This is a genomic window from Ruegeria sp. CDSC079, assembly GCF_059610505.1.
Genome location: NZ_JBXWNT010000004.1, coordinates 357423 through 383026, shown reverse-complemented (window position 1 = coordinate 383026; position 25604 = coordinate 357423). Strand labels below are relative to the sequence as shown.

Genomic DNA, 25604 nt, shown 5'->3' with positions numbered 1-25604 from the left:
ACACATGACGACCGCAGCTATCATTGTCGCCGCAGGACGCGGTCAACGCGCCGGAGGCGGCACACCAAAACAGTGGCGCCATCTGGCAGGTCGTCGGGTTGCCGACTGGACCATCGACCGTTTCCGCGGGCAAGTCGATCACATCGTCCTTGTGCTGTCGAAGGAGGATGCCCCCGCCTGGGAAGAATTTGAAAGCGCCGGTCTGATCCTCGCTGAAGGCGGGTCAGACAGAGCAGGATCAGTGCGCAGCGGGTTGTCGGCGTTGAACGGGATGAATGTGACCCGCGTCTTGATCCACGATGTCGCACGTCCTTGTGTCAGCACCGAGATCATTGATGCCGTTCTGGCCGCTCTGGACAATTTCCCCGGTGCAGCACCTGGCCTTGCGGTGACGGACGCCTTGTGGACAGCAAGCGACACTATGGTCACAGGCACTCAGGATCGATCCGGGTTGCATGCAGCGCAAACCCCGCAAGGCTTTCACTATGACGCAATCGTCGCTGCTCACACCGCGCATCCCGGAGGTTCCGCGGATGACGTGGAAGTCGCGCGCGCCGCCGGGCTGGACGTCTGCATCGTGCCGGGCGATACGGACAACCTGAAAATCACCCGACCCGAGGATTTTGCCAGGGCGGAACGCATATTGGGAACGGATATGGATGTAAGGCTGGGGAACGGCTACGACGTGCATCGTTTTGGTGACGGGGATCACGTCATCCTGTGCGGTATCAAAGTTCCGCATAACCGATCGCTTCAGGGCCATTCTGATGCGGATGTCGGTATGCACGCAGTCACCGATGCGATTTACGGAGCATTGGCACAAGGGGATATCGGACAGCACTTTCCGCCCTCAGATCCCCAATGGAAAGGCGCGGCAAGCGAAATTTTCCTGCGCCACGCGGTCGAGTTGGCCGGACAGATGGGATATCGTATCTCGAATGTCGACTGCACGCTGGTCTGCGAATACCCCAAGGTCGGGCCTCACGCCGCGGCCATGCGGGCAGAGATGGCGAAGATCATGGAATTGCGCCAGGATCAGATTTCGGTCAAGGCCACAACCTCCGAGCGTTTGGGCTTTACCGGGCGTGGTGAAGGAATTGCTTCTATTGCAACAGCTTGTTTGGTGAAATCATGACCGTTGCACAACTGATTGGCACTGTTTGTGGCGTCGGATATCTGCGACCCGCCCCCGGCACCTGGGGGTCTTTGGTTGCCCTGCCCTTGGTATGGGTTCTGCATACTCTGGGCGGTTTCCCCTTACTGGTGGTCGCGACAGTCGCAGTGTTTTTCGGCGGTCTGTGGGCCACGCGGGTGATGACCGCCGGGCAAGAAGACCACGATCCTTCCGAGATTGTGATTGACGAGGTCGCAGGTCAGTTCCTCGCGCTTTGGGCGATATCCTATCCCAGTTGGGCGCACGGGATCGACATTACGGCGCTGTGGCCAGGTTGGGTAACTGGGTTTGTACTGTTCCGCCTGTTCGACATCCTGAAACCCGGCCCCGTGGGTTGGGCCGACCGGCGCGGCGGTCCGATGGGCGTTATGCTGGACGATGTGATTGCCGGGGTATTCGCGGCCATAGGCATCATGTTGGCCGCCGGGTTCAGCCACGGAGTTCTGGGGTTATGACCGTTTCCGACCTGCTAGAAAGCGCCAAAGCGAAAGGGGTGATGATCACCACCGCCGAAAGCTGCACTGGCGGGATGGTCGCTGCGGCTCTGACCGACATCCCCGGCAGCTCTGCGGTCGTTGAGCGCGGTTTTGTGACCTACACAAATACTGCCAAACAGCAAATGTTGGGTGTCCGCAAGGAATCATTGGATGCCCATGGCGCGGTTTCTGAACAGGTCGCGCGCGAAATGGCCGAGGGTGCCTTGCGGAATTCACAGGCGCAACTGGCAGTGTCGGTTACCGGCATTGCAGGCCCGGGCGGATCCGAGTTTAAACCCGAAGGCAGGGTATGTTTTGGTGTGGCCGGTGACGGCATACCACCCATGACAGAAACCGTCGAATTCGGCGCATTGGGCCGCGATCGGGTGCGCCGCGCTGCGCGGGATCACGCGCTGGCACTGCTGTCAAAGGCACTTTTCAGCACTGCCCAATAATCGGGCATGCTCGACAATTTGACGCCCAATTAATCAACTCTTCAAAAAAGGCCCCTGAAATAGGCTGCTTTTTTGGGCTCTGCCTCTTTTTTCCCCAGTCGCAATCCGCTTCAAGCCCCGCCACGCATTCTGAAAAGGAGAGTGGCTGATGAATGGAGCCGATACCGCCTGGATCATAGTAGCAACCGCACTGGTCCTGTTCATGACACTTCCGGGCCTGGCCCTCTTCTATGGCGGCCTTGTACGCGCCCGCAACGTGCTGAGCGTGTTCATGCACTGCTTTAGCATCGCCTGCTTGATGAGCATTCTCTGGCTGGTCGCAGGATATTCCATCGCCTTCGGCCCCGGTGAAAGCGGGATTTGGGGCGGGTTGGACAAGGCCTTTCTGAATGGTGTTGATGCCGACGGCCTGGCCGGCACCCTGCCCGAAATTCTGTTCTTTGCCTTCCAGATGACCTTTGCCATTATCACCCCCGCCCTGATCGTCGGTGCTTATGTCGAACGGGTCGGCTTTGGCTTTGTTCTGACCTTCTCTGCCCTGTGGATGCTGCTGTGTTATGCGCCCGTGGTCCATTGGATATGGGGCGGCGGAATGCTGAGCGATGGCGGCATTTTTGGCGAGACTGGTGTGCGAGATTTCGCCGGTGGCATCGTGGTGCATGAAACGGCAGGTCTGGCCGCTTTGATCATTGCCGTTGCACTCGGCCCGCGCCGTAATCGCACGACGCCTCCGCATAATCCGGGCTATGTCATGATCGGCGCCGCAATGCTGTGGGTCGGCTGGTTTGGGTTCAACGGCGGCTCGCAACTGGCGGCAGATGGTGGTGCGGCGATGGCGATGACCGTGACGCATCTTTCGGCGGCCACTGCATCCCTAACCTGGGCCTTGTGGGAGAAAATTCGCTTTGGCAAAGCCTCGATGGTGGGTCTTGTGACCGGGACCATCGCTGGTCTGGCCTCGATCACCCCGGCGTCGGGCTTTGTCGGCCCGGTTCAGGCGCTGATCATTGGCGGCGTGGCGGGCATCCTGTGTCAGGAAGCGGTCTTTATCATCCGCAACAAGCTGAACATCGACGACACGCTGGACGTGTTTGCGGTGCATGGCGTTGGCGGCATCTTTGGCACAATCATGATCGCCCTGTTCGGCATGGGTACCTGGACCGCACAGCTGGGCGGTCTGGCAATCGTGGGTACCTTTACCGCGGTGGTGACCTTTGTGTTGATCAAGCTGGTCTCAGCCATCACGCCGCTGCGTGTGGATGCCGAGACCGAGACCAACGGCCTTGACCTGTCGGTCCACGGCGAACGCGCCTATGACATGAGCAGCTAAGCGCATCACTTTGTGCAAGCTGACAGCGGGCCCCATTCGGGCCCGCTTTTCTTTTGCCTGCCCTCTCGACTCTGACGGCGGCAGCAGGCTATCAGCCCCGAAGGTTTTTCAGCTCAGAGGTCCCGCCATGATCCCCAGTTCCTTTCCCGACAGCACCGAAATCGCCCGTCTGACCGCGCGGATGCTACTGGAGATCAAGGCCGTTCACTTCAATTCGCGCGAGCCGTTCACATTGGCCAGCGGCCTGCCCAGCCCGACCTATATCGACTGTCGCAAGCTGATCTCTTACCCGCGCATCCGGTCTACTCTGATGGATTTCCTGACCGTTACAGTGATGCGGGATGCGGGTTTTGAAGCGTTCGACAATATCGCTGGCGGCGAAACTGCGGGCATTCCCTTTGCCGCGATGGTCGCTGAACGCATGGCCCTGCCGATGACATATGTGCGTAAAAAGCCCAAAGGCTATGGCCGCAACGCCCGGATCGAAGGCGCGATGAACGAGGGTGAGCGTGTGTTGCTGGTTGAGGATCTGACCACCGATGGCGGATCCAAACTGTCCTTCGTTGATGCGATCCGCGAAACCGGCGCGACCTGCGGGCATACGGCGGTGATCTTCTATTATGGCATCTTTCCGGAAACCGAGAAAACTCTGGGCGATCATGGGGTGAAACTGCATTCGCTGTGCACCTGGTGGGATGTTCTGGCCGAGGCCAAAGCACAGAAAGCCTTTGATACGGAAACACTTGACGGTGTCGAAGCCTTCCTGAACGACCCGCGCGGCTGGCAAGAGGCCAATAAACCTTCCTAAACCTGTTGTGGATGGATTGGGGATAAGCGCCAAAGAATCGGCTGAGCATATACGATATCTGGTGACTTTTCCCCGCTTTCCTACATAATAGGCCAAGCACACCACATCGTCCAAACTGTCTGGAAAGTTATCCCTAGGCCTTACCCCCAGTTAGCCACAGGTATTTCCAGATAGCTTGCAATGGCGTTTCGCGTATAGAACCTCGGGACGGGCAGCGGGGACAAAATGAACGAGATAAGCAGCATCGAGCAGGCAGCGGCACAGATCCAAAACGCCGATACCATGCCGCATTCTATTGAGGCTGAACAACAGCTTCTGGGTGCGATCCTGACCAATAATGATCTGTATGATCGGGTCGCCTCGATCATCGGGGCCGAGCATTTCTATGATCCGGTCCATGCGCGTATTTACGAGGTCGCCGCGACCCGTATCGCCAAGAACGCGCTGGCCTCGCCCGTCACGCTGAAATCTTTCATGGCCGAGGATGAAGGCCTGAAGGAACTGGGCGGTCCGGCCTATCTGGTCAAGCTGGCCGGGGCCTCGATCAGCGCCTTTGCGGTGCATGACTATGCCCAGATGATCTATGATCTTGCCATCCGGCGCGAGTTGATCCGGCTTGGCCGCGATATCTCGGACAAGGCGGCGCGGGTCGATGTGGCGAGCGAGCCCAAGGAACAGATCGTCGAGGCTGAACAGCAGTTGTATCAGCTGTCTGAACAAGGCCAGACCGAACAAGGGTTTCAATCCTTCCTCAAGGCGGTCACCGAGGCTGTCAACGTCACCAACGAGGCCTATCAGCGCGGTGGTGGAATGGCCGGGATTTCCACCGGTCTGACCGATTTGGATAAACAGTTGGGTGGCTTGCACCCGTCCGACCTGATCATTCTGGCCGGGCGTCCGTCGATGGGGAAAACCTCATTGGCGACAAACGTGGCGTTCAACGTGGCCAAAGCGTACAAGCGCGGGCTGAAACCCGACGGCACCGAAGGCGCGATTGACGGCGGCGTTGTCGGGTTCTTCTCATTGGAAATGAGCGCCGAGCAGTTGGCGGGCCGGGTTCTGGCCGAAGCCTCGGAAATCTCGAGCCACAAGATCCGCCAGGGTGACATGACCGAGGGTGAGTTTCGCCGCTTTGTTGATGCAGCCAAGGAGTTGGAAGCCTGCCCGCTGTTCATTGACGACACCCCGGCCCTGCCGATCTCGCAGCTTGCCGCCCGTGCGCGGCGGTTGAAACGGACCCACGGTCTGGACCTGCTGGTGATCGACTATCTGCAGCTGTGTCGCGGCATGGCCGAAAACCGCGTCAACGAAATCGCTGAGATTTCGATGGGCATGAAAGCCATTGCCAAGGAACTGAACATCCCGGTCATCGCATTGTCTCAGCTATCCCGACAGGTTGAAAACCGAGACGACAAGCGCCCTCAACTGTCCGACCTGCGGGAATCAGGCTCGATCGAACAGGATGCCGACGTGGTGATGTTCGTGTTCCGCGAGGAATACTACAAAGAACGTGAAAAGCCCGGCGATCATGAGTTGGAGAAGATGGAAGAGTGGAAGCAGGCCATGGAACGCCTGCACGCCAAGGCCGAAGTAATCGTTGGCAAACAGCGCCACGGCCCCATCGGTACGGTCGAGCTGTCCTTCGAAGCACAGTTCACCCGCTTTGGGAACCTCGTCAAACCCTGGCAGCAGGACGGTCAGATCGAAGGCTACTGACCGTCACCAAAGGTCAGGTCGGTCAAACGCGCTGACACAGCGTGACGGCCCCACTATCGGATCAGCATGTGAACCAGACAGAGATTGCCCTAGCCATCCGATCGGCTGGCTAAGCGGCATTGGCGGCTGCGCGAATGCCTCAGAAATGGGCAGGAAACCGGTTTTGCCGTAATACGACGGGTCTCCGTAGGTTATTGCAAAATCGACGCCTTGGGCCCGCAGTTGGTCCAGACCAAAGGTGATCAGCTTCTGCCCGACCCCACCCCGTTGCCGATCCGTCCGCACGGCCACGGGCGACATCAGAAACACCCGTCGCGGATCCTGATCAAAGGTCAGGCGCGAGAATATGATACATCCCAGAAGATCGCCCCCATCAGTCGCAACACATCCCTGCAGATCCTGATCGGGCTCGGTTTTCAGCAATTCCCTGATCAAAGATTGAATGGCCTGTCCTTCCTCGCCCCCCTCAGAGGCAGAGAACACATCATAAAAGAAATCAGGCAACCTACTGCTCTGGTTTTTGTACCCAAACGAGAGTTCAATCATGTTTTCATCCCAACAGGCCCCTTTGGGCATTAGTGAACGATCACCTTGACCCGATCATGGTTGACCACGATGTGCGCACAATAGTGATTTGGCGCCCTCAGATGTTCAATACGCAGATTTACGCTGTTTCAACCCGCTTCCCGGCCTCAAGGTGCCGTTATGCGCAACGTACAGGTCAATTATCGCTGCGACCCCCCTTGACCTGACGCGATCCAATGTCATGAACAGACGCATGAGTACTGCACGCTTAACGATCAATCTTTATACGCTGGCCAGCAACTGGCAGGCGCTTGATGCAAAGACGTCCTGTGAAACGGGTGCCGTGGTCAAGGCCGACGCCTATGGCCTGGGCGCTGGTCCTGTCTCTGCCGCACTTGCTGAAGAAGGTGTCAGAAATTTCTTTGTCGCGGCTGCCGAAGAAGGCGCTGCCGTGCGCGAGGCTGTCGGGCCCGACGCAACGATAAGTGTTTTTTCCGGGCATATGGAAGGCGACAGCGACCTACTGCTCCAACACAATTTGACGCCATTGCTGAATTCGTCCGAACAGTTCCGCCGCCATCGTCAGGCCTTGCCTGAACACGCCTTTGGAATCCAGTTGGATACCGGCATGAATCGCTTGGGGATTGAGCCTGCGGACTGGGCCGCGTTGCGCACCGAGATTGAGCCGCTTAATCCGTCGCTGGTGATGTCGCATCTCGCCTGTGCGGATGAGCCTGACAACCCGATGAATCGCCACCAACTGCGCGTGTTCCACGAATTGACCGATGGAAGTGCGGCCCCCAGATCGCTTGCGGCCACCGGCGGTATCCTTCTGGGCAGCGACTATCACTTCGACCTTTGCCGTCCCGGCATCGGGATGTATGGCGGACAACCCTTTGCCGATGCGAAACCCGTCGTCACCGTCGACCTTCCGGTCATTCAGGTGCGCGAGGTCGATCCCGGCGAAAGTGTGGGGTACGGCAACAGCTGGGTCGCGCGGCGCAAATCCCGTATTGCCACGGTTGCGGCCGGGTATGCGGACGGGCTGCATCGTGCAATTGGCGGTGGCATCGACGCCTTTGTAGGAGGCCAGCCCTGCCCCGTTGTTGGCCGGATCTCGATGGATCTGATCACCATCGACGTAACGGATCTGCCCGAGGATCCGGAACGCCTGCGCATTCTGAACGGGCATCAGACAGTGGATGATCTGGCCGAGGCCGCAGGCACCATCGGGTATGAAATTTTGACATCGCTAGGCGCACGCTACTCTCGGGGCTATATCGAATGAACCCTCTTTCAATGCTGGGCGGGTTGGGACGTACAGCCCTGTCTTTGCTTGCAAATTTCGGCAAGGTCGCTCTGTTCTTTGCAGACGCGATTTCACATATTTTCCGCCCCCCCTATTATCCGCGCGAATTTGCGGTCGCTCTGATGAATATCGGTTGGATGTCCCTGCCGGTGGTTGGCCTGACGGCGATATTTACCGGCGGTGCATTGGCGCTTCAGATCTATGCAGGTGGTGCGCGTTTCAATGCCGAAGCTGTGGTGCCACAAATCGTAGCGATTGGCATGGTGCGCGAGCTTGGGCCTGTTCTGGGCGGTCTTATGATTGCGGCGCGGGTCACATCCTCCATCGCCGCCGAAATCGCGACCATGAAAGTGACCGAGCAGATCGACGCGCTGGTAACTTTGTCCACCCATCCGATGAAATACCTCACCGCGCCGCGGGTGCTGGCCGCCGTCATCACAGTGCCGATTCTAGTTGCGGTTGGCGATGTGATCGGCATTGCGGGCGGATATATCGTGGCGACCCAAAGCCTGGGCTTCAACGCCGCGGCCTACCTGCAAAACACCATGAATTTCCTCGAATTTCATGACATCGTCTCCTCGCTTACCAAGGGCGCGGCCTTTGGCCTGATCACTGCGACCATGGGCTGCTACTACGGCATGAATTCGGGCCGGGGCGCGCAGGGCGTTGGCGCTGCGACCAAATCTTCGGTCGAGGCTGCCGCAATCATGATTCTGGCTGCAAACTTCGTTCTGACAGGGGTGTTCTTCTCGATATGATCCGGATGGAGAATGTACATAAAGCCTTTGGGTCCAATCAGGTCCTCAAAGGCGTCAATATCGAGATCCCCAAGGGCACCTCGATGGTCATCATCGGCGGATCGGGCACCGGCAAATCGGTGGCACTGAAATGCGTTCTTGGCCTGATCAAACCCGATAGCGGCACGGTCTATGTAGACGGTAAAGACGCCACCAAAGGCGACCGCGATGCCTTTCTGGCCCGGTTCGGAATGCTGTTTCAGGGCGGTGCGCTGTTCGACTCGCTGCCCGTCTGGCAAAACGTCGCCTTCCGCCTGCTGCGCGGCTCGCTCAAACGTCCCGTGGACGAGGCGCGCGAGATCGCCATCGAGAAACTGCGCCGCGTGGGTCTGAAAGCGGATGTGGCCGATCGTTTCCCGGCCGAACTGTCGGGCGGTATGCAAAAACGCGTAGGCCTGGCCCGCGCGATCGCCGCCGAGCCCGAGATCATTTTCTTCGATGAGCCCACCACCGGCCTTGATCCCATCATGTCCGGTGTCATCAACGACCTGATCCGCGAGATCGTTACCGAAATGGGCGCCACCGCGATGACCATCACCCACGACATGAGCTCGGTCCGCGCGATTGCCGATAACGTCGCCATGCTGCACGGAGGCGTGATCCAATGGACCGGCCCCGTCGAGCAGATGGACGCCTCGGGCGACCCCTATGTGGAACAGTTCATCAGCGGGAGTGCTGAGGGGCCGATAGAGGCGGTGCGTTAGACAGGCGCACCTTTCCTTTCTTGTTTCAAGTTCTCGTAGGCTTCTTTTACATAATCTAGCCGCAGCAAATATTTCCCACGCGGGACCACAAAATCTGGCGTCTGAATCCGGGCAAGCGCCAATGTTTGACCCAGATGAGTTCCCGAAAACAGAACGTAATTGGGATCTTGCCCTGAAAATCGATTGTAAATTTTTCCACCGAACCAACGCGCCCTGCGTTGCGCCTGCAGCGCTTCCTGGAGGCGAAAATGCATTACGCCAAACAACTGTTCGCGATCAAATGGCATAATGTCTGCAGCGACACTTCCCGCTGAAAGAACCCCCGCGAGGCCAACAGTTATAGCCTCGCTAACCCCCTTCTGGGTTGGGGACGGGCCTTCGACAATTTTTATAACAGGTTCAGCCATATAAATTTTTTCGTAAACAAAGTGATGTGTATCAATAGCGTTTCGGATATCGGTATAGGCACAATACAGACTGAGGTTAAATATTCACCTCATCGAAAAGTTCCGAAGAGTATCTATAATGACCCTCCGCCTCGTCACCCTCTCTCTGCTGATCCTCTACCCCATCGCGTGGTTCGCTCCGCTGATGCGCGCGGGATTTCTGCCCATCTTCGGCCTCAGCGAAATCAGCGTCATCACCGGGCTCCAGTCCCTTTGGAAGTCCGATATCTTCCTCGCGCTGATCGTCACCGTCTTTGCCCTTTTTGCCCCCTATCTGAAAACCATCGGCACCGCCCTGATCCAATGGGACCTGCTGGATGCGCGCGTTCAGCCGGCGCTGAACATCCTCGGCAAGCTGGCGATGGCCGACATTTTCCTGATCGCGCTCTATATCACTCTGGCCAAAGGCATCTCTTACGCGACCATCGAAACCGCATGGGGGCTTTACCTGTTTACGGCCTGTATTCTGGCCTCAATCGCCCTAGGTATTATTACCGAGATGACATCCAGATCACGAAATCATCAGACCTAATTGATTGAAAACACTTATCTGAGTATCATCTTAATATTTCGAGCAGCCAGTTTCTTGTAGTGATCGGTCCGTAGCGGATCAAAAATTATGTTCAACCTTTGTCCGCTTCGGCCCGATATGTATCGGTTTGAGAAGGAGATCGTCGAACATGACCGCACTCCACACGTTAACATTACAGTTTCAAAACGCATTTTTACGACTGACATTTTTTCTGATTTGTTCCGCGGCTTTTCTGGCCGTCGCAACCACTATGCTATCCGCCCTGGGCGTGCTGCCATGGCTTTCCATGCAAGCCGGACTGGCAGGCGGTACCATCATCGACGCCGGGATCTATGTTCAGATTGGCCTGACCGCTCTGATCCTGATGCTGGCCTTCTACCTTCCTGCGAATGCCCGGATGATGGCCCTGGAAAACGCGCACCGTAAATTTGCGCTGAACATGCACGACATCGCCCATGCCTATCAGCTGGCCCATGCGCAGGACCGCAGCGGGGCATTTATCCTGTCGTCCGAATTTGATGCGGTCAAAGAGCGGATGGCCTTCCTGCGCCAACATCCCAACCTACAATCGCTCGAACCAGAGATTCTGGAGCTGGCCGCGCAGATGAGCCAGATCAGCCAAGAACTGGCCGAAACTTACGGGGATACCCGCATCGCCCGTGCCCGCACATTCCTGCAGCAACGCCAGGAAGAGATCGAACTGTTTCAGCAACGGCTGGAAGAGGCGCAAACCATTCAGCACGAGCTGCGCCAGTGGACCCATGATGTTGAAATCGAAGAATCCATCGCTCGTTCTCAGCTAACCCGCCTGCGCGACGAACTTTTCGAACTGTTGCCGGAATTGTCAGCGCAACTGCAGCAGCCCAAGGACGGTGCATCGAAGCCGTCGAGCGTCATAGCTATGTCGCCACCTCGCGCGGCCGAATAGGCGCGACAGCGCCCGCCATGGACGATGGCCCAAACGGGCCTGAGGATATGGCGCGCTACCGGTGGAGATGAAGGCCCACGAGGGCTTGAAGAACCGCCATTCCTCGGGCACCAAGGGCGCCATGGCAAAGACAACTTTTTCATGCTCGGCCTGCGGTGCCACTCATTCACGGTGGTCCGGGCGCTGTGACGGTTGCGGTGAATGGAATTCCATCACGCAAGACGTACCCCTTTCGGCTGGCCCGGCCAAAAAATCCCTCGGTGGTAAGCGCGGCCAGTCTATCACACTCACGGACCTGTCGACCGAGGAAACGCCCCCACCCCGCACACTCTGCGGGGTCGAGGAGCTGGATCGCGTGCTGGGAGGCGGACTCGTCCCCGCCTCGGCCTTGCTGGTAGGTGGGGATCCGGGCATCGGCAAATCCACCCTTTTGCTGCAGGCCGCGGCCCGGTTCTCGCGTGCAGGTGTGAAAACCATTTACGTCTCGGGCGAGGAAGCCAGCGCGCAGGTTAGGATGCGCGCGCGCCGGTTAGGGCTTGAAGATGCGCCCGTGCAACTGGCCGCCGAAACCAACCTGCGTAACATCCTCACCACGCTGGAAGCCGAGAAACCCGGTCTCGCAATCATCGACTCAATTCAAACCATGTGGGCCGACAACGTCGACAGCGCACCGGGTTCAGTGTCACAAGTCCGCGCCGCAGCACATGAATTGACCACGTTTGCGAAACGACACGGAGTTTCAATCATCATGGTTGGCCATGTCACTAAAGATGGTCAGATCGCTGGCCCCCGCGTGGTTGAACACATGGTTGATACCGTTCTTTATTTCGAAGGCGAACGCGGGCATCAGTTCCGCATTCTGCGCGCGGTCAAGAACCGGTTTGGTCCAGCCGATGAGATTGGCGTGTTCGAGATGACAGGCAAGGGTCTGGCACAAGTCACAAACCCGTCGGCCCTGTTTCTATCTGAACGCGGCAAGCCCAGCCCCGGATCGGCCGTATTTGCTGGTATCGAAGGGACACGGCCGGTTCTGGTCGAGCTTCAGGCGCTGGTTGCCCCATCCCCCCACTCTCAGCCTCGCCGAACCGTCGTCGGCTGGGACAGCGGACGGCTGGCAATGATCCTTGCCGTGCTCGAAGCCCGCTGCGGCATCCCCTTTGCCGGGCTTGATGTCTATCTCAACGTCGCAGGCGGGCTTAAAATCACGGAGCCAGCCGCGGACCTTGCCGTTGCTGCCGCGCTACTCAGCGCGCGCGAGGACACAGCCCTGCCAACGGACACCGTCGTTTTCGGAGAAATCTCGTTGTCCGGGGCACTTAGACCGGCCCCTCAGACAGAAAACAGGTTGAAAGAAGCCCAAAAACTTGGTTTCACATCCGCCATAGCTCCGGCAGGCGGGAAAACCGGTACTGTGGCAGGTCTGACACTCACCCGGCCCTCTGATTTGGTAGGGTTTGTTGGCGAAACCTTCGGAGCAGGTTAAGGTAACGCCTTGAGGGGCAGAAAAAATTACGGGCGAGGGCCATGGAAGGTTTTACAATAATTGACGGGGTAGTTGCCCTGATCATCGTTATATCGGGTCTGCTGGCCTATTCCCGTGGCCTGTTGCGGGAAATTCTCGCGATCGCGGGATGGGTTGCGGCGGCAGTTTTGGCATTCATTTTCGCACCACAGGCCGTTCCACTGGTCAAAGAAATCCCCGTTGTCGGAGATTTCCTGCGCGACAGTTGTGAATTGTCGGTTATCACCGGGTTCGCTGGCGTGTTTGCCATTGCCCTGATCGTGGTTAGTATATTTACCCCACTGTTCTCATCTCTTGTGCAACGGTCTGCGCTGGGCGGCTTGGATCAGGCACTTGGGTTTTTCTTTGGAATCGCGCGCGGCATCCTTTTGGTGGCGATTGCCTTCTTCGTCTATGACACAGTCATGACGGGCCAATCCTACACCATCGTCGACGAAAGCCGGTCAGCCAAAGTGTTTGAACAATTCAGCGACAAAATCGAAGAGCAAAACCCCGAAGCCGCGCTGGGGTGGGTAACATCCCAATATGAAGAACTGGTAGCCAGCTGTGGTGAAAGCGCCGATCCATCCGACGCACCTGCAACGGAATAAAGCAAAAGCCCGGTCAAAGCCGGGCTTTTTCAATTCGGCTTAGACAAACCCTTCTCCGGCGCAAACAGTGCATCTGATGTTTTTCAGACCAAAGCACCCTTCGCAACGGGACATGACGGGCTTGCCAAAAATGTCCCGACTTTTGATCACTTCACCTGCGCCTCCGCAAATCTGACAGGGTGCGCGCCCCATTCCACGGCATCGGTGGCACCGGCGTTTTACCGGTTCTTGCTTTTTCTGACCTTGATTGTTTTGCCACATGTCTGAAATCCGCTTGGCTTGAAGAAACTATTGTTTCGGATTGTTTCCTCTATGACAGCACAAGCTGCGAAATCTGTCACCTTTTGTTCGGCCATTGTGGCAAATTCCACCTGCGTCAAATCGCAAATGTGATCCTTTGATGACACAGCCTCCGTAAGGCTTTATGTGAAGTCCGAACTGACATGGAATCGGAGCTGCCGATCTTGCTGTATCTGTTTTCTTTCGCGCCTGCCGCTTGCGGCCAGGGCGCGTCTGCATCCCAAGATCTATGGGAAGTATCAGGCAAAGACACCGCCATGCTGATGTTCCGAACACCGCCACAACTTAAATCGTCATAGTAATTTGGAGCCCGTACATGTGTGGGATTTTGGGGATCGCAAGCAGAACACATGATGTGTTTGCGGAAATCTATGACGGGCTTCTGATGCTACAGCACCGGGGTCAGGATGCATCGGGTATCGTCACGTATACCGGAGAGTTCTTCCGCGAAAAGAAGGCCAACGGGCTGGTCAAGGACGTGTTTAACGCTCAGGACGCCGATACCCTGCTTGGAAAGGTCGGCATTGGCCATGTGCGCTATCCGACCGCCGGGTCGCTCAGCGCGGCCGAGGCGCAGCCGTTCTTCGTGAATGCCCCGTATGGCATCTACCTGGTTCATAACGGCAATATCACCAACACTGCCGCACAGCGTGAGAAGGTCACTGGAAAATACAGCCGCCACCTGCGCACAACGTCAGATTCGGAAATTCTGTTGAACGTTCTGGCGGACAAGGTCGCTGACGCAATCAAGGTCAATGGCAACGCCGAGCCCATTCGCAATATCTTTGCCGGTGTGAAGATGACGATGGAACGGGTACAGGGCGCCTATTCGGTGATCTGCCTGATTGCAGGTGTCGGAATGCTGGCCTTCCGCGACCCGCACGGAATTCGCCCGCTCTCGGTGGCCATCCGCGAAACCGAAAGCGGTGGCGACGACTTTGCGTTTGCCTCGGAAGATGTGGCCTTTGGCATCAACGGCTTCAACAAGATGCGCGACCTGCGCCCTGGTGAAGCGATCCTGATCGACCTGGACGGCAACATGCACGAATTCCAGGCGGTCGAAGGCAAGCTGACACCCTGTATCTTTGAATATGTCTATCTCGCGCGTCCGGATTCTCTCTTGGACGGCGTCTCTGTCTATAAAACGCAGATGCGTATGGGGCAGACGCTGGCCAAACAGATCCAGGAATCAGGGCTTGAGATTGATCGGATCATCCCGGTCCCAGACAGCGCCCGCCCCGTCGCGCTTGAGGCGGCCAAGATCACCGGCATCCCCTATCGCGAAGGACTGGTAAAGAACCGCTATGTCGGACGAACGTTCATCATGCCCGGTCAGGCCGAACGTCAGAAATCCGTGCGCCGCAAACTGAATGCGGTTCCGCTAGAGTTTGACGGCCACAATGTTCTGTTGATCGACGATTCCATCGTCCGCGGGAACACGATCAAGAAGATTGTGCAAATGTGCCGCGAGGCTGGAGCCACGAAGGTCTACATTGCCAGCGCCTCACCGCCGGTGAAATACCCGAATGTCTATGGCATCGACATGCCCACCAAACATGAGCTGATTGCCCATGGCAAAGAGGTCGAGGAAATCCGGCAGGAGCTGGGTGCAGACGCCCTGATCTATCAGCATCTGGACGATCTGATCTGGGCCGCCAAGGAAGGAAATCCAGAAATCGAAGCGTTCGACTGTTCGTGTTTTGACGGAAAATACATCACCGGAAGCGTCAGCAAAGACTATCTGGATACGCTCGAGAGCAGTTCACGCGTTAGTAAGAAACGTGAAGACATGCAGGTGCCCGGCGGATCCTGGAACGCGGCCAAGCTGGCTTCGGGATAAGTTCCCGGCGAATCGGTAGCTCTCTGCCCGGTTCAAGCCGGGCGGTTTCCGACCTGCATCGGTGTAAATTCGCTTAGTTTCCGCGCACAACTTTTTGGCGAAGGAAATGCAATCGCAATGGGTTCACCGACTACCTTTTGAAAGTGACGGAACGGACAATTCACCGGACCTTTTGTTCCCTTGTTGCGTTTGATAGTCCGGCTCCAACCACTCATCAAAAGGGGTTGGGGCCGCGTGCCGCAACCGCACTCTATGTCAAACAAAACCGTTACAATCGCGGCCACGCAACAGGGCGCGCTTAGCAAGAACTCTGTCACCCTGCTTGGGGTGTTTGGGCCAAAAGCCGATATGCGCGCGCTGATGCGGATGTCTTCTGGCCGGGTCAAAGAGGTCAAGCTGGGCAGCCGTGTGTCTTCGGGTACTATTGTGGCCATTGATGCCGAGGGCATCATGCTGCGACAAAGCGGTCAGACGACGCGCATAGCGATCCCGGGCAGCTAATCCTGTCTTGACGCGCTGCGCGCTTGGGTTCAAACCGCAGTCATGACCGATCAGACTAAAATCGCCCTCATCACCGGGGCCTCTCGCGGGCTGGGCGCTGCCCTGGCCGAGGCGCTGGCACCAGAGTACCACATCGTCGCTGTCGCCCGCACCACCGGCGGGTTGGAAGAACTGGACGACCGCATCAAAGCAAAGGGCGGTTCAGCCACCCTGGCCCCTATGGACATTGCCGACCCGAATGCGATGGCCACTCTGTGTCGTGGCATCCATGATCGCTGGGGCAAGGTGGACCTGTGGCTGCATACTGCGGTTCACACTTCGGCCCTGACGCCGACCCATTTCATTGACCCCAAGGAATGGACCAAAGCCATTAACACCAACGCAACCGCCACGTCGGTCCTGATCCCCTATGTTGCGCCTTTGCTGGGTGAGGCCGGCCATGCGGTGTTTTTCGATGATCCGAAGGCGGGTGAGAAATTCTATGGCATCTACGGTGCCACCAAGGCGGCGCAGATGGCTCTGGCCCGTAGCTGGGCGCTGGAAACTGAGCGCACCGGGCCGCGTGTGAGCATCGTGGAACCGGCTGCCATGCCAACTGCCGTGCGTGCCCGGTTTCATCCCGGTGAGGATCGGGAGGCATTGACCAGCACCGCAGATGAAGCGGCGCGTATTCTGGCTCTGTTATAGGAATGGCCCATAGGGCTATGCCTCCGGCGGAGGTATTTTTAGCCAGATGAAGCCGGCGAATTACGCGATGTGAACACCGTTTCTTCCGGCCAGATCGACGAAGAATTGCCATGCCACACGTCCCGAGCGCGCGCCACGTGTGGCCTGCCATTCGATCGCTTCGGCGCGCAGGGTGTTTGCGTCGACCGATACGCCGTAAGAAGCACAATAGCGGTCGATCATGGCAAGGTATTCGTCCTGATCGCAAGGATGGAAACCCAGCCATAGCCCGAACCGGTCCGACAGTGAGACCTTCTCTTCTACGGCCTCAGACGGGTTGATGGCGCTGGAACGTTCATTTTCGATCATATCCCGCGGCATCAGGTGGCGGCGGTTTGAGGTGGCGTAGAACACCACATTTTCCGGGCGACCTTCGATGCCACCGTCCAGCACTGCCTTGAGCGATTTGTAGTGCTGATCATCGTGGCTGAAGGACAGGTCATCACAGTACAGGATGAACCGATGCGGCGCTGCACGTAGATGGTTCAGCAGCCGCGCGACCGAGCCCATATCCTCGCGCTGCAGCTCAACCAGTTTCAGATCAGGATGTTCGTTCTGCAAGGTGCCGTGGACCGCTTTGACAAGGCTGGATTTGCCCATACCACGCGCGCCCCAGAGCAGCGCATTGTTGGCCTTAAATCCAGCGGCAAAGCGGCGTGTATTGTCCAATAGTGTATCGCGAGACCGGTTGATACCCACCAAGAGATCCAAATCGACCCGATTGACCTGCTTAACCGGTTCCAGGCGGTCGGGTTCGACATGCCAGACAAAAGCCGGAGCTGCGGCAAAATCGGGCGCGGCCAGAGGCGCCGGGGCCATGCGATCCAGCGCGTCGGCAATACGGTTCAGAGCTTGGTCATCCATTGGGGCCTCCGGTCGTGTCTGCAGGGTCTCAAACCATGTTCCGCCCGGCGCGACAAGAGCGGCGCATGAAAAAGGCGCGCCGGGCTGGGCGCGCCTGTTCATTGCTTGATCGCAGCTTTATTTGCCGTCTTCTTCGTGGATGATATCGGCATCCGCCTCTTCTTCGCCGTCATAGTATCCTTCTGCGCGCAACTCGGCCTCGCGCTTTCTCTCAACTCGGGCGACAAGGAAGATCGACACCTCATAGAGGCCATAGACCACGACAAACAGGATGATCTGAGTGATCACGTCTGGCGGTGTCACAAGGGCAGCAAGCACCAGAATACCTACCATGGCGTATTTTCGGACACTGCCCAAACCCTCGGCGCTGACAAGTCCGGCCTTACCCATCAAGGTCAGCAGCACAGGCAGTTGGAAACACAGACCAAAGGCAAGGATGAATTTCAGCGTGATATCCAGCGATTCATTCACCTTGCCGAAGAACGTGATCTTCACGCCCTCGGTGGTTTCGGGCACAACCACGATCTCTTCCGGAACATCTCCGGTAGTCGCCGACAACAGATTGGCAAAAATCGAACTGACATCCGCAAAGCCCAAAAAGAACTGCATGGCCAGCGGCGTTACCACGAATTGTGCAAAAGATGCCCCCAGCAGGAACATGAACGGTGAGGCGACCAGGAATGGCAGGAAAGCGCCCTTCTCAGACCGGTACAGACCAGGTGCCACAAAGCGCCACAGCTGATAGGAAATCACCGGGAAGGCCAGCGCGAAGCCAAAGACCATCGAAATTCGGAACAGCGTAAACAGATATTCCTGTGGCGAGGTATATTGCAAAGTCGGAGACGGATCGCCCAGATCGCGCAGCGTTGCCTCGATTGGTTGGACCAGGAATTGCAGGATAGGTTCCGCGACCGTAAAGGCCAGGACAATGCCAATTACAAAGGCAATGACCGCGCGGATCAACCGCGTGCGCAGTTCCGCCAGATGCTCGATCAATGGGGCCGAGCTGTCTTCGATCTCGTCTGTGTCGGTCATGATTTGCCTTCGGTTTTCAGCGCGGCTTCGGCCTCTTCAGCCTTGGCCAGCGCGTCGGCGGCTTCTTTCGCCTTCCGCTCGGCCGCAGCGCGTGCGGTCGAGGCCTGGATTTTCTTGGCCTGTTCGGCCCGTTCGGCGGCCAGCTTACCGGTCTCGCTATCGGGGTCAAACTTGGTGGGGTCGATACTTTTGGCCAGGTCCTGCGCGGCTTCTTTCACACCATCCATGGCGCTGCCTACAGGGTTGGTGGCCGCGTTGAGACCTTTTTTGATGTCATTCACACCGGCCTGATCCGCCGCCTCGTTCATGGCACTACTGAATTCGCGCGCCATGCCACGGGCCTTGCCGACCCAGCGGCCAACATTGCGAAACAGCACCGGCAGGTCTTTTGGCCCCACAACGATCAGGGCGACAACGCCGATGACCAGAAGCTCGGTCATGCCCAGATCAAACATACCGGATCAGACCTTGTCTTTGTCGGTCTCGGGCGTGACGTCCTTGGCCAGCTCGGATGCATCCTGATCCAGTTCCTCTGCGCCTTCTTTGACGCCCTTCTTGAATGACGTAATGCCTTTGCCCACTTCGCCCATCAACGAGCTGATTTTGCCACGGCCGAATAGCACCAGAACCACAACTGCGATCAGCAGAATGCCGGGAAGGCCAATATTGTTGAGCATCTCTCTTCTCCTATAACATCGGCGCCGTACGCCGGAAATGTGATCTGGGTCCGTGTCTACGCCCGCTGGCCCGCCTGCAAAAGTGAGTTGGTTCAAATCTGCGTTCAAATTTGATCCGATCCGATGTTTTTTACGGCCTCGGATTGATCAACTGACAGGTTTGTGTCAGTTGATAGGGGCTAGGTAGGCGGTATCGAAACCTGGTCAACGGAGATTCACATGACCCATGTTGCAGAAATCGTCACCTTCACCCTCGCCAACGGGACAACCCCGGAAGAGTTTGTAAAACTCAGCCAAGCGTCCGAAGCCTTTGTACGCGCAGCTCCGGGGTTTGCCCATCGTCAACTCAGTCAAGGCGAAGACGGGCGCTGGACTGACTACGTGATCTGGACCGATATGAAGGCCGCACAGGACGCAGCTGCGCAGTTCCCGCAGCAGGGTTTTGCGCCCGCACTGATCGCAGCGATCAACCCCGAAGGCATGCAGATGCGCCACGAGAACGTGCTATGGAACATGACCGCATAACCCCGGTCAGAGCGGCGTGTCATGCGCCGCAGTGACCGGCTGTTCGATATCATCCAGATCCTGCGCGACGGTAAACTGCATCGCGCGCAGGACATTGCGGACCGGCTTGAGGTGTCGGTCCGCACGATCTATCGCGACATGGATACGCTGGCCGCCTCGGGCGTTCCGGTCGAAGGTGAGCGCGGCGTGGGCTATATGGTGCGTGAGCAGATCACCCTGCCCCCGCTGAATCTGACCCCGGCCGAACTGGAAGCGCTGAACCTTGGCATGGCAATCGTGGCCGAGGCCGCCGACCCCGACTTGAAAACCGCCGCCGAGTCTTTGGCTGAAAAGATCGACGCCGTGCTGCCGACACAGGTGATTTCCGAGGCTGACAGCTGGAAATTTGCGGTATACCCCTTTGCCGATGCCGCACGCGGGCTGGCGCATATGGCCCCGATCCGCGCCGCCATCAAATCACGACAAAAATTACGTCTGAGTTACCGCAGGATCGACGGCGTGCTGACCGAGCGCACCATTCGGCCATTGCATATGGAGTATTGGGGACGAGTCTGGACGCTGACTTCCTGGTGTGAACTCCGCGATGGTTTCCGGGTCTTCCGAATTGACCTGATCGAAACCGTCCTTCCCCTGCCCGAGATTTTTGCAGACGAGCCGGGAAAGCGTCTGAGCGATTACGACCCATACGCTTAACCCTGCCGTCATCGGGTTGGGATTATCCCTGCCAGCGGCATGGCCCTGACGGGGCCATTCTTATCATTTCAGATAGGGCTCTGGATCTACAGATTCGAAGCCTTTGCGCACTTCGAAATGGACATAGGCGTTGTCCCCGCTCCGCAGCGAGGCAATCTTCTGCCCTCGTCGCACGCGATCCCCTTTCTTGACCGTGATATCTGCCACATTGGCATAGACGGTCAGCAGATCACTGTTGTGTTTAACAACGATGATCGGAACCTGATCTGCATCAGCAGTGATCGCCGCAACAGTTCCCGCCTCTGCCGCCATTACAGGCGATCCTGCGGCCGCTGCGATGTCGATCCCCTCGTTTTTTCCCTTTTGATAGGTGCGGATAATCGTACCGTTCACAGGAAGCCCAAGCGCCGAATTGCTTTGGTTTGTTGGTGCCTCGGCGGTCACATCAGGCGCCGGAGTGGCCGGGGAAATGGTTTCGTCAGGCAAGGGCTGCGTAGCACTGGGCGGCGTCGGTGTCGGAGACCCCTGGCCGGGCTGTGTCACATTCGTTGCAGGCACAGCAGCTTTGCGCGGTGCGGATTGGCTTTTCACCGGGATCAGAAGGAACTGGCCTTCGCGGACGGTAAAATCGGAATCCAATCCATTCCAGTCTGACAGCGCCTCAACGGGAACGTCATAGAGGCGTGAAATTGTAAATGCCGTTTCACCACGTTTCACCTTGTGGCGGATCGGTTCGGGACCGGTTGGTGCCGGTGCCGCCGCAGGTTTTGCGGGTTTAAGCGTTGATGTACGGACCGAGCCATTTGCGGGGACTTCGTCGATTGCCGTACCAGCTATCGTCGCAATATCGACAGAGCTTGCGGAACCGACCGTCTGGGGCAGTGCCACAACTTCGCCCTCGCGCAGGGAATCGGTAGGCATTAGACCATTGAAACGCGCAAGCTCTCCTTCAGGCAAACCAACCCTTGCGGCCAAGTCTCTGACAGTGTCACCGCGGCGAGCAATCGCCACTTGATAGGTCGGATATGTGATGACACCCCTGGCATCCGGTGCGGGTCGGTTGGTCGTCGCCGACTGTGCTGCTTCGGCGGTGGAAAAACCGCCTACCTGTCCGCGAAGATCATAGTCCAGCGGCCCTTCGCACCCAGCCAGGATTGCAAGGCTAGCCACTCCTAACGCACAGCGGCGCATTGCTGATTTGGAAACTGCTCTCATTTTATTGTCCTCGACACCTGCCCCTGTTCATCGGGGTTCCGGCGCATTTTGCAGAATATTCCTTTAAGCTCCATCCTTCCCAAGCCCTTCTAACAAGGGCACAAAACGGACAGGCAACAATTCGTCATAGTCCAAACCGGATTCGGTGCGTCGGACCCTGATCAAAGTCTGGACCGTATCCGACTGCCCCACCGGCAAAACCATGATACCGCCGATTTTGAGCTGCGCCAAGAGCGGCCCGGGCGGGTCCTCGGCAGCTGCAGTCACGATGATACGATCAAACGGGGCTTGCTCGGGCAGACCAAACGAACCATCCGACAACATTGCCGTCACATTTGTCAGCCCCAAATCACGGAACAACTGGCCGGTTTCGCGCACAAGTCGCTTATGACGCTCGACCGTGTATACCCGGCGTGCCAGTTTCGACAGGATCGCGGCCTGATAGCCCGATCCGGTCCCGATCTCGAGCACGGTATCACGCGGACGTACTTCCAGCGCCTGCGTCATCAGCCCAACGACAGACGGTTGGCTGATCGTCTGGCCGCACGCAATCGGCAGCGGCGTATCCTCATAGGCGCGTTCTGCAAACAGGCCTTTGACAAATCTGCCGCGATCTATCTGCTCCATTGCTGCCAGCACGCGAGCATCCGTCACTCCGCGCGAGCGCAGGGCAAACAGGAACTGCATGGTTGTTTCAGGGTCCAGTCCGCTCATTCGATCGACTTTAACGCTTCCAGCGCGTCATGCGCCGTCAGATCCGCACGCATTGGTGTGACCGAGATATAGCCTGCCAGATTGACGGCAGCATCCGTCCCAGGTGCAGTCGGGTTGTGTTGATACCCGCCCTTGATCCACAGAAACCGCCGCCCCGAAGGTGAGCTGTGCGGCTCGACCGAGAAATGTGTGTCACGCCGATAACCCTGAGGGGCGATCCGGGTGCCCAGTACTTCATCCGCAGGCACTGGGGGGAAATTGACGTTGTAAAACAAACGGTAATCGCCTTGTTCTGCCGGCGTCGCCCCCAGTATCTTACGAACCAGCTCGGCACCAAATCGGGTCGCGGATTCGAACGGGTCATCCAGCCCCAAATTGCGCGGACCGAAATATTGAGACAGGGCAATAGCCGGAACCCCCTGCAGGGCCGCCTCCATCGCGCCCCCGACTGTGCCAGAATACAGTGTATTCTCGGCCGAGTTGTTCCCACGGTTCACACCAGATAATACCAGGTCGGGTGGCGCGTCCTTCATCACATCGTGCAAACCGGCCAAGACACAATCAGCTGGTGATCCTTCCGCAGCAAAACGGCGTTCTCCCAGCTTGGCAACCATCATCGGGTGCGTGTAGCTGATGCAATGCCCCACGCCGGATTGCTCGAAAGCGGGCGCAACGACCCAGACTTCACCATCCGGTCCGGCCAGATCGGCAGCAATCGCCTCGAGTGCGATAAGCCCCGGCGCATTGATCCCGTCATCATTGGTTAGAAGAATACGCATATGCCCCATCCACCGCAGCGTTTTTTCCTTGATAGACCCAGCCCCGCACTGCGGCAAGCAACCCGCAGGCGCAATCTGAGGCTTTCACGCACCACTTGCGCCTAAACTGCAGTTTTAGACCCTATTTGGGGAATACAAAGCACCGATCGCGGCGAATGGTCAGCCACATGACCCGCCCCGCTTGCGGGACAAACACGTTGGGAACGGTCGCTTTCAAGATTGAATCATCATAGTCCATACGGAATTCAATCAAACTTTCGTTGCCCAGAAAACGCGCCCGTTCGACCACACCACGCGCGGCTACCCCGTCCGTCGGTGTCGGCAGTGGACCTTTGCCATTGCGATCAAAATCCAAACGGACGTGCTGAGGCCGAAATACAATCTCAACATTCGTTCCATCCGGCACACCCGGAGCAAGAAACTGACCAAATGGCGTATCGGCCAAAGCTCCGTTAACTTGCGCGCCTAACACATTTATATCGCTAAAGAATGCAACTGCAGCTTTGTCCGCAGGACGGGTGTAGACGTTGTAAGGCGCACCCTGTTGAACGATTCTGCCACGGCGCATCAGGGCGATCTCATCGGCCATACGCATTGCCTCTTCGGGTTCATGGGTAACCAACAGGACTGCGGCGTCCTCTTCCTTGAGGATCGCCAGAGTTTCGTCCCGAATTCCATCGCGTAACCGGTTATCGAGCCCCGAAAACGGCTCATCCATCAACATGATCCGGGGGCGTGGGGCCAATGCGCGCGCCAGAGCCACCCGCTGTTGCTCACCGCCCGACAAGTGATGTGGAAAGCTGTCTGCGAAACGCATCAGGTCGACTTTGGCCAGCAACTCATCCACGCGTGCGCGTTTTTCATCTTTGCTACCCTTCAGGCCAAAGGCAACATTGTCAGCTACGCTAAGATGCGGGAACAGGGCAAAGTCCTGAAACATCAGGCCAATCTCGCGCCGCTCAGGCGGGACACGGAACACCGTATCGCAGATCAGCTTGCCATCGACATAGATCTGGCCTGTCTCTTGCATCTCGACACCGGCAATCATCCGCAGCGTCGTCGACTTGCCGCACCCTGACGGCCCCAACAGGCATGTCACCTGCCCCGCTTGCACGGTCAGCGAGACGTCATCAACCACCACCCGACCTTCGTACCGGGCGACCAGATTGCGAATTTCCAGACGCGGAGGAGTTGCGTTTACTGTCACCGATGGACCCCGTAGCATTACCCGATCAAATCAATCGGGCTTGGGCGGGGATAGCAACCCCTCCCTTTGGGTGCAAGGGATCAGCAGCAGCCGCCCGTTTCGGCCTGCCCGGTCGCCTCAAATGGGCTTTCACCACCGCAGCCTTCGAAGATGCCGTAATGGGTTGAGAAATCACCGATGAACTCGAAATGCCGTGCAAACCGGGTGTCTTTGAGCATCATCCATGTGTTGCCGCACACCGGAAATACTTTACCCGCGGCGATTGCGTGGTGGTCATCCAGCTCAAACATGTGCGCCGCAATGGGGACAGTGCCCTTATAGATCACGGCCTGACCATAATCTTCACAGGCGGGTTCCAACGCAGGTAACTTGAACAGACGATAGGTGGCTGACAGGAATTTGAGCGGTGCCACGCGGTCCTCAAGAACCGGGTTTTCGATGGTCAAGGGGCGGTGCGTGACTCGACGCGGGTCGCCGAAACCGGCTTTGCGAGACATCGACAGAAAGTCATTCCAGTACAGCGCACCGGACAGACACTCGCCATACAGAACCTCATCCTCGGCCATTGCCTGCGGTACGCGACGATCCGCATAAACGTCCGAGAAATACATCTCTCCGCCGTCCTTAAGCAGGCGATGCGCGCCGCGCAGAACGGCCTCCTTATCGGTGGCCAGGTTGATCACGCAGTTCGAAACGATGATATCGAAAGACCCCGCCTTTAAGTCCAGTTCATCCAGCTTTTCGATGTAGCCGTGATGAAATTCCACGTTGCTTTGGGCATATCCAAAGGTTTCGGCGTGATATTCCTGATGCGCACGAGCGACATCCAGCTGCTCGGGCGTCATATCCACGCCGACCACGCGCCCTTTCTCGCCCACCATGGCAGACAGGGCGTATACATCCCGACCGGCACCACAGCCCAGATCAAGGATGCTCATCCCTTCCAGATCCAGCGGCGCGATCAGCCCGCAGCCGTAATAGCGGGTCAGCACGTCATCATGGACCTTGGCGAGGATCTTTTTCAGATGATCCGGCATATCGTCGGGCGTACAGCACGCATTGGTCTGCAGGTCCGCGCTACTTTGCAGGACCTCGCCATAGTAGTTCTGCACCGATTCATGCTTCATCGCTGTCATCCCCTGATCTGACTGATGTTGAGCTAACCCAGCACCGCGCACCGTGCAATAAAAAGCCGAGCAATCTGACGAAAGGTTGA

General features: G+C 57.6%; 29 protein-coding genes. 18 read left to right on the top strand and 11 right to left on the bottom strand.

What is annotated here, in order from left to right; all coding sequences use genetic code 11:
- Positions 1–4 precede the first annotated feature (4 nt).
- The 6 genes from AC2FIC_RS10020 (at position 5) to AC2FIC_RS09995 (ending at position 5959) form a co-directional block, all read left to right on the top strand.
- A complete protein-coding gene (locus tag AC2FIC_RS10020; RefSeq protein WP_496691152.1) occupies positions 5–1135 on the top strand; it encodes a bifunctional 2-C-methyl-D-erythritol 4-phosphate cytidylyltransferase/2-C-methyl-D-erythritol 2,4-cyclodiphosphate synthase in 1131 nt (376 codons plus the stop codon).
- A complete protein-coding gene (locus AC2FIC_RS10015; protein WP_496691151.1) occupies positions 1132–1629 on the top strand; it encodes a phosphatidylglycerophosphatase A family protein in 498 nt (165 codons plus the stop codon). Before AC2FIC_RS10020 ends, AC2FIC_RS10015 begins: the two co-directional genes overlap by 4 nt.
- Positions 1626–2105, top strand: coding sequence for a CinA family protein (locus AC2FIC_RS10010; RefSeq protein ID WP_282021914.1), 480 nt, complete (start codon positions 1626–1628; stop codon positions 2103–2105). The genes AC2FIC_RS10015 and AC2FIC_RS10010 overlap by 4 nt, the downstream gene beginning before the upstream one ends.
- A gap of 148 nt (positions 2106–2253) precedes the next feature.
- Complete coding sequence (locus AC2FIC_RS10005) at positions 2254–3435, top strand: ammonium transporter (RefSeq protein ID WP_496870157.1); 1182 nt, start codon at positions 2254–2256, stop codon at positions 3433–3435.
- A gap of 127 nt (positions 3436–3562) precedes the next feature.
- A complete protein-coding gene (locus AC2FIC_RS10000; RefSeq protein WP_142633501.1) occupies positions 3563–4243 on the top strand; it encodes an orotate phosphoribosyltransferase in 681 nt (226 codons plus the stop codon).
- Between the two features lie 225 nt (positions 4244–4468).
- Positions 4469–5959, top strand: coding sequence for a replicative DNA helicase (locus AC2FIC_RS09995; protein WP_142633499.1), 1491 nt, complete (start codon positions 4469–4471; stop codon positions 5957–5959).
- A gap of 3 nt (positions 5960–5962) precedes the next feature.
- Here AC2FIC_RS09995 and AC2FIC_RS09990 read toward each other — a convergent pair whose 3' ends face one another.
- Positions 5963–6505 (bottom strand): GNAT family N-acetyltransferase, encoded by a 543-nt coding sequence (locus tag AC2FIC_RS09990; protein ID WP_496691149.1) that lies wholly within the window; start codon positions 6503–6505, stop codon positions 5963–5965.
- Positions 6506–6737: 232 nt separating this feature from the next.
- Here AC2FIC_RS09990 and alr point away from each other — a divergent pair, with 232 nt between their 5' ends.
- From alr to AC2FIC_RS09975, 3 genes are read left to right on the top strand one after another with little or no spacing between them, the layout of a single operon-like run.
- Complete coding sequence (gene alr, locus AC2FIC_RS09985; protein WP_496691148.1) at positions 6738–7772, top strand: alanine racemase; 1035 nt, start codon at positions 6738–6740, stop codon at positions 7770–7772.
- Positions 7769–8551: an MlaE family ABC transporter permease gene (locus AC2FIC_RS09980; protein WP_496691147.1), complete on the top strand. Its 783-nt coding sequence runs from the start codon at positions 7769–7771 to the stop codon at positions 8549–8551. The genes alr and AC2FIC_RS09980 overlap by 4 nt, the downstream gene beginning before the upstream one ends.
- On the top strand, positions 8548–9294 hold the full coding sequence (locus AC2FIC_RS09975; RefSeq protein ID WP_496691146.1) for an ABC transporter ATP-binding protein: 747 nt from the start codon (positions 8548–8550) through the stop codon (positions 9292–9294). The genes AC2FIC_RS09980 and AC2FIC_RS09975 overlap by 4 nt, the downstream gene beginning before the upstream one ends.
- Here the strand turns inward: AC2FIC_RS09975 and AC2FIC_RS09970 are convergent.
- Positions 9291–9701, bottom strand: a complete 411-nt coding sequence (locus AC2FIC_RS09970; protein ID WP_281994537.1) for a hypothetical protein — start codon at positions 9699–9701, stop codon at positions 9291–9293. The genes AC2FIC_RS09975 and AC2FIC_RS09970 overlap by 4 nt on opposite strands.
- Positions 9702–9819: 118 nt before the next feature.
- Here AC2FIC_RS09970 and AC2FIC_RS09965 point away from each other — a divergent pair, with 118 nt between their 5' ends.
- From AC2FIC_RS09965 to AC2FIC_RS09935, 7 genes are all read left to right on the top strand, one after another.
- On the top strand, positions 9820–10272 hold the full coding sequence (locus AC2FIC_RS09965) for a paraquat-inducible protein A (RefSeq protein WP_271947376.1): 453 nt from the start codon (positions 9820–9822) through the stop codon (positions 10270–10272).
- A 148-nt stretch (positions 10273–10420) separates the two neighbouring features.
- Positions 10421–11200 carry a DNA repair protein gene (locus AC2FIC_RS09960; protein ID WP_142633486.1) on the top strand — a complete coding sequence of 260 codons (780 nt, stop codon included), beginning with the start codon at positions 10421–10423 and terminating at the stop codon, positions 11198–11200.
- Between the two features lie 121 nt (positions 11201–11321).
- Positions 11322–12683, top strand: a complete 1362-nt coding sequence (gene radA / locus AC2FIC_RS09955; RefSeq protein ID WP_142633484.1) for a DNA repair protein RadA — start codon at positions 11322–11324, stop codon at positions 12681–12683.
- Positions 12684–12724: 41 nt separating this feature from the next.
- A complete protein-coding gene (locus AC2FIC_RS09950; protein WP_496691145.1) occupies positions 12725–13312 on the top strand; it encodes a CvpA family protein in 588 nt (195 codons plus the stop codon).
- A 616-nt stretch (positions 13313–13928) separates the two neighbouring features.
- Positions 13929–15452, top strand: a complete 1524-nt coding sequence (gene purF, locus AC2FIC_RS09945; protein WP_496691144.1) for an amidophosphoribosyltransferase — start codon at positions 13929–13931, stop codon at positions 15450–15452.
- A gap of 252 nt (positions 15453–15704) precedes the next feature.
- Positions 15705–15953, top strand: a complete 249-nt coding sequence (locus AC2FIC_RS09940; protein ID WP_496691143.1) for a hypothetical protein — start codon at positions 15705–15707, stop codon at positions 15951–15953.
- A gap of 42 nt (positions 15954–15995) precedes the next feature.
- A complete protein-coding gene (locus AC2FIC_RS09935; protein WP_496688285.1) occupies positions 15996–16640 on the top strand; it encodes an SDR family NAD(P)-dependent oxidoreductase in 645 nt (214 codons plus the stop codon).
- Positions 16641–16700: 60 nt separating this feature from the next.
- Here AC2FIC_RS09935 and AC2FIC_RS09930 read toward each other — a convergent pair whose 3' ends face one another.
- The 4 genes from AC2FIC_RS09930 to AC2FIC_RS09915 all read right to left on the bottom strand — a co-directional run bounded on the left by AC2FIC_RS09930 (position 16701) and on the right by AC2FIC_RS09915 (position 19255).
- Positions 16701–17543 carry an ATP-binding protein gene (locus AC2FIC_RS09930; protein WP_281972000.1) on the bottom strand — a complete coding sequence of 281 codons (843 nt, stop codon included), beginning with the start codon at positions 17541–17543 and terminating at the stop codon, positions 16701–16703.
- A 117-nt stretch (positions 17544–17660) separates the two neighbouring features.
- Complete coding sequence (tatC, locus tag AC2FIC_RS09925) at positions 17661–18578, bottom strand: twin-arginine translocase subunit TatC (protein WP_281971999.1); 918 nt, start codon at positions 18576–18578, stop codon at positions 17661–17663.
- Positions 18575–19033 carry a Sec-independent protein translocase protein TatB gene (tatB, locus tag AC2FIC_RS09920; protein WP_496691142.1) on the bottom strand — a complete coding sequence of 153 codons (459 nt, stop codon included), beginning with the start codon at positions 19031–19033 and terminating at the stop codon, positions 18575–18577. Before tatB ends, tatC begins: the two co-directional genes overlap by 4 nt.
- A gap of 6 nt (positions 19034–19039) precedes the next feature.
- Positions 19040–19255: a twin-arginine translocase TatA/TatE family subunit gene (locus AC2FIC_RS09915; protein WP_142633467.1), complete on the bottom strand. Its 216-nt coding sequence runs from the start codon at positions 19253–19255 to the stop codon at positions 19040–19042.
- A 219-nt stretch (positions 19256–19474) separates the two neighbouring features.
- Between AC2FIC_RS09915 and AC2FIC_RS09910 the strand changes: the two genes are divergently transcribed.
- Entirely contained in the window at positions 19475–19780 is a 306-nt protein-coding gene (locus AC2FIC_RS09910) for a hypothetical protein (RefSeq protein WP_142633465.1), read from the top strand.
- A gap of 21 nt (positions 19781–19801) precedes the next feature.
- Positions 19802–20473 carry a helix-turn-helix transcriptional regulator gene (locus tag AC2FIC_RS09905; protein ID WP_496870156.1) on the top strand — a complete coding sequence of 224 codons (672 nt, stop codon included), beginning with the start codon at positions 19802–19804 and terminating at the stop codon, positions 20471–20473.
- Between the two features lie 63 nt (positions 20474–20536).
- Here AC2FIC_RS09905 and AC2FIC_RS09900 read toward each other — a convergent pair whose 3' ends face one another.
- The 5 genes from AC2FIC_RS09900 to AC2FIC_RS09880 form a co-directional block, all read right to left on the bottom strand.
- Entirely contained in the window at positions 20537–21688 is a 1152-nt protein-coding gene (locus AC2FIC_RS09900; RefSeq protein ID WP_496691140.1) for a peptidoglycan DD-metalloendopeptidase family protein, read from the bottom strand.
- 63 nt (positions 21689–21751) lie between these two features.
- Entirely contained in the window at positions 21752–22402 is a 651-nt protein-coding gene (locus AC2FIC_RS09895; RefSeq protein ID WP_142633458.1) for a protein-L-isoaspartate(D-aspartate) O-methyltransferase, read from the bottom strand.
- Positions 22399–23181 carry a 5'/3'-nucleotidase SurE gene (surE, locus tag AC2FIC_RS09890; RefSeq protein WP_271947395.1) on the bottom strand — a complete coding sequence of 261 codons (783 nt, stop codon included), beginning with the start codon at positions 23179–23181 and terminating at the stop codon, positions 22399–22401. Before surE ends, AC2FIC_RS09895 begins: the two co-directional genes overlap by 4 nt.
- 121 nt (positions 23182–23302) lie before the next feature.
- Complete coding sequence (locus AC2FIC_RS09885) at positions 23303–24406, bottom strand: ABC transporter ATP-binding protein (protein WP_496691139.1); 1104 nt, start codon at positions 24404–24406, stop codon at positions 23303–23305.
- A 62-nt stretch (positions 24407–24468) separates the two neighbouring features.
- Entirely contained in the window at positions 24469–25515 is a 1047-nt protein-coding gene (locus AC2FIC_RS09880; RefSeq protein ID WP_496691138.1) for a methyltransferase domain-containing protein, read from the bottom strand.
- Between the last annotated feature and the right edge of the window lie 89 nt (positions 25516–25604).

Excerpts from the sequence above, each read along its gene's own strand:
- surE (WP_271947395.1), bottom strand. The coding sequence starts at position 23,181 with ATGCGTATTCTTCTAACCAATGATGACGGGATCAATGCGCCGGGGCTT.
- AC2FIC_RS09880 (WP_496691138.1), bottom strand. The coding sequence starts at position 25,515 with ATGAAGCATGAATCGGTGCAGAACTACTATGGCGAGGTCCTGCAAAGT.
- AC2FIC_RS09910 (WP_142633465.1), top strand. The coding sequence starts at position 19,475 with ATGACCCATGTTGCAGAAATCGTCACCTTCACCCTCGCCAACGGGACA.
- AC2FIC_RS09935 (WP_496688285.1), top strand. The coding sequence starts at position 15,996 with ATGACCGATCAGACTAAAATCGCCCTCATCACCGGGGCCTCTCGCGGG.
- radA (WP_142633484.1), top strand. The coding sequence starts at position 11,322 with ATGGCAAAGACAACTTTTTCATGCTCGGCCTGCGGTGCCACTCATTCA.
- purF (WP_496691144.1), top strand. The coding sequence starts at position 13,929 with ATGTGTGGGATTTTGGGGATCGCAAGCAGAACACATGATGTGTTTGCG.
- AC2FIC_RS09980 (WP_496691147.1), top strand. The coding sequence starts at position 7,769 with ATGAACCCTCTTTCAATGCTGGGCGGGTTGGGACGTACAGCCCTGTCT.
- AC2FIC_RS10020 (WP_496691152.1), top strand. The coding sequence starts at position 5 with ATGACGACCGCAGCTATCATTGTCGCCGCAGGACGCGGTCAACGCGCC.
- AC2FIC_RS10015 (WP_496691151.1), top strand. The coding sequence starts at position 1,132 with ATGACCGTTGCACAACTGATTGGCACTGTTTGTGGCGTCGGATATCTG.
- AC2FIC_RS09965 (WP_271947376.1), top strand. The coding sequence starts at position 9,820 with ATGACCCTCCGCCTCGTCACCCTCTCTCTGCTGATCCTCTACCCCATC.
- AC2FIC_RS09970 (WP_281994537.1), bottom strand. The coding sequence starts at position 9,701 with ATGGCTGAACCTGTTATAAAAATTGTCGAAGGCCCGTCCCCAACCCAG.
- tatB (WP_496691142.1), bottom strand. The coding sequence starts at position 19,033 with ATGTTTGATCTGGGCATGACCGAGCTTCTGGTCATCGGCGTTGTCGCC.
- AC2FIC_RS09990 (WP_496691149.1), bottom strand. The coding sequence starts at position 6,505 with ATGATTGAACTCTCGTTTGGGTACAAAAACCAGAGCAGTAGGTTGCCT.
- AC2FIC_RS09905 (WP_496870156.1), top strand. The coding sequence starts at position 19,802 with ATGCGCCGCAGTGACCGGCTGTTCGATATCATCCAGATCCTGCGCGAC.
- AC2FIC_RS09995 (WP_142633499.1), top strand. The coding sequence starts at position 4,469 with ATGAACGAGATAAGCAGCATCGAGCAGGCAGCGGCACAGATCCAAAAC.
- AC2FIC_RS09940 (WP_496691143.1), top strand. The coding sequence starts at position 15,705 with ATGTCAAACAAAACCGTTACAATCGCGGCCACGCAACAGGGCGCGCTT.
- alr (WP_496691148.1), top strand. The coding sequence starts at position 6,738 with ATGAGTACTGCACGCTTAACGATCAATCTTTATACGCTGGCCAGCAAC.
- tatC (WP_281971999.1), bottom strand. The coding sequence starts at position 18,578 with ATGACCGACACAGACGAGATCGAAGACAGCTCGGCCCCATTGATCGAG.
- AC2FIC_RS09950 (WP_496691145.1), top strand. The coding sequence starts at position 12,725 with ATGGAAGGTTTTACAATAATTGACGGGGTAGTTGCCCTGATCATCGTT.
- AC2FIC_RS10010 (WP_282021914.1), top strand. The coding sequence starts at position 1,626 with ATGACCGTTTCCGACCTGCTAGAAAGCGCCAAAGCGAAAGGGGTGATG.
- AC2FIC_RS09915 (WP_142633467.1), bottom strand. The coding sequence starts at position 19,255 with ATGCTCAACAATATTGGCCTTCCCGGCATTCTGCTGATCGCAGTTGTG.
- AC2FIC_RS09885 (WP_496691139.1), bottom strand. The coding sequence starts at position 24,406 with ATGCTACGGGGTCCATCGGTGACAGTAAACGCAACTCCTCCGCGTCTG.
- AC2FIC_RS10000 (WP_142633501.1), top strand. The coding sequence starts at position 3,563 with ATGATCCCCAGTTCCTTTCCCGACAGCACCGAAATCGCCCGTCTGACC.
- AC2FIC_RS10005 (WP_496870157.1), top strand. The coding sequence starts at position 2,254 with ATGAATGGAGCCGATACCGCCTGGATCATAGTAGCAACCGCACTGGTC.
- AC2FIC_RS09900 (WP_496691140.1), bottom strand. The coding sequence starts at position 21,688 with ATGAGAGCAGTTTCCAAATCAGCAATGCGCCGCTGTGCGTTAGGAGTG.
- AC2FIC_RS09930 (WP_281972000.1), bottom strand. The coding sequence starts at position 17,543 with ATGGATGACCAAGCTCTGAACCGTATTGCCGACGCGCTGGATCGCATG.
- AC2FIC_RS09895 (WP_142633458.1), bottom strand. The coding sequence starts at position 22,402 with ATGAGCGGACTGGACCCTGAAACAACCATGCAGTTCCTGTTTGCCCTG.
- AC2FIC_RS09960 (WP_142633486.1), top strand. The coding sequence starts at position 10,421 with ATGACCGCACTCCACACGTTAACATTACAGTTTCAAAACGCATTTTTA.
- AC2FIC_RS09975 (WP_496691146.1), top strand. The coding sequence starts at position 8,548 with ATGATCCGGATGGAGAATGTACATAAAGCCTTTGGGTCCAATCAGGTC.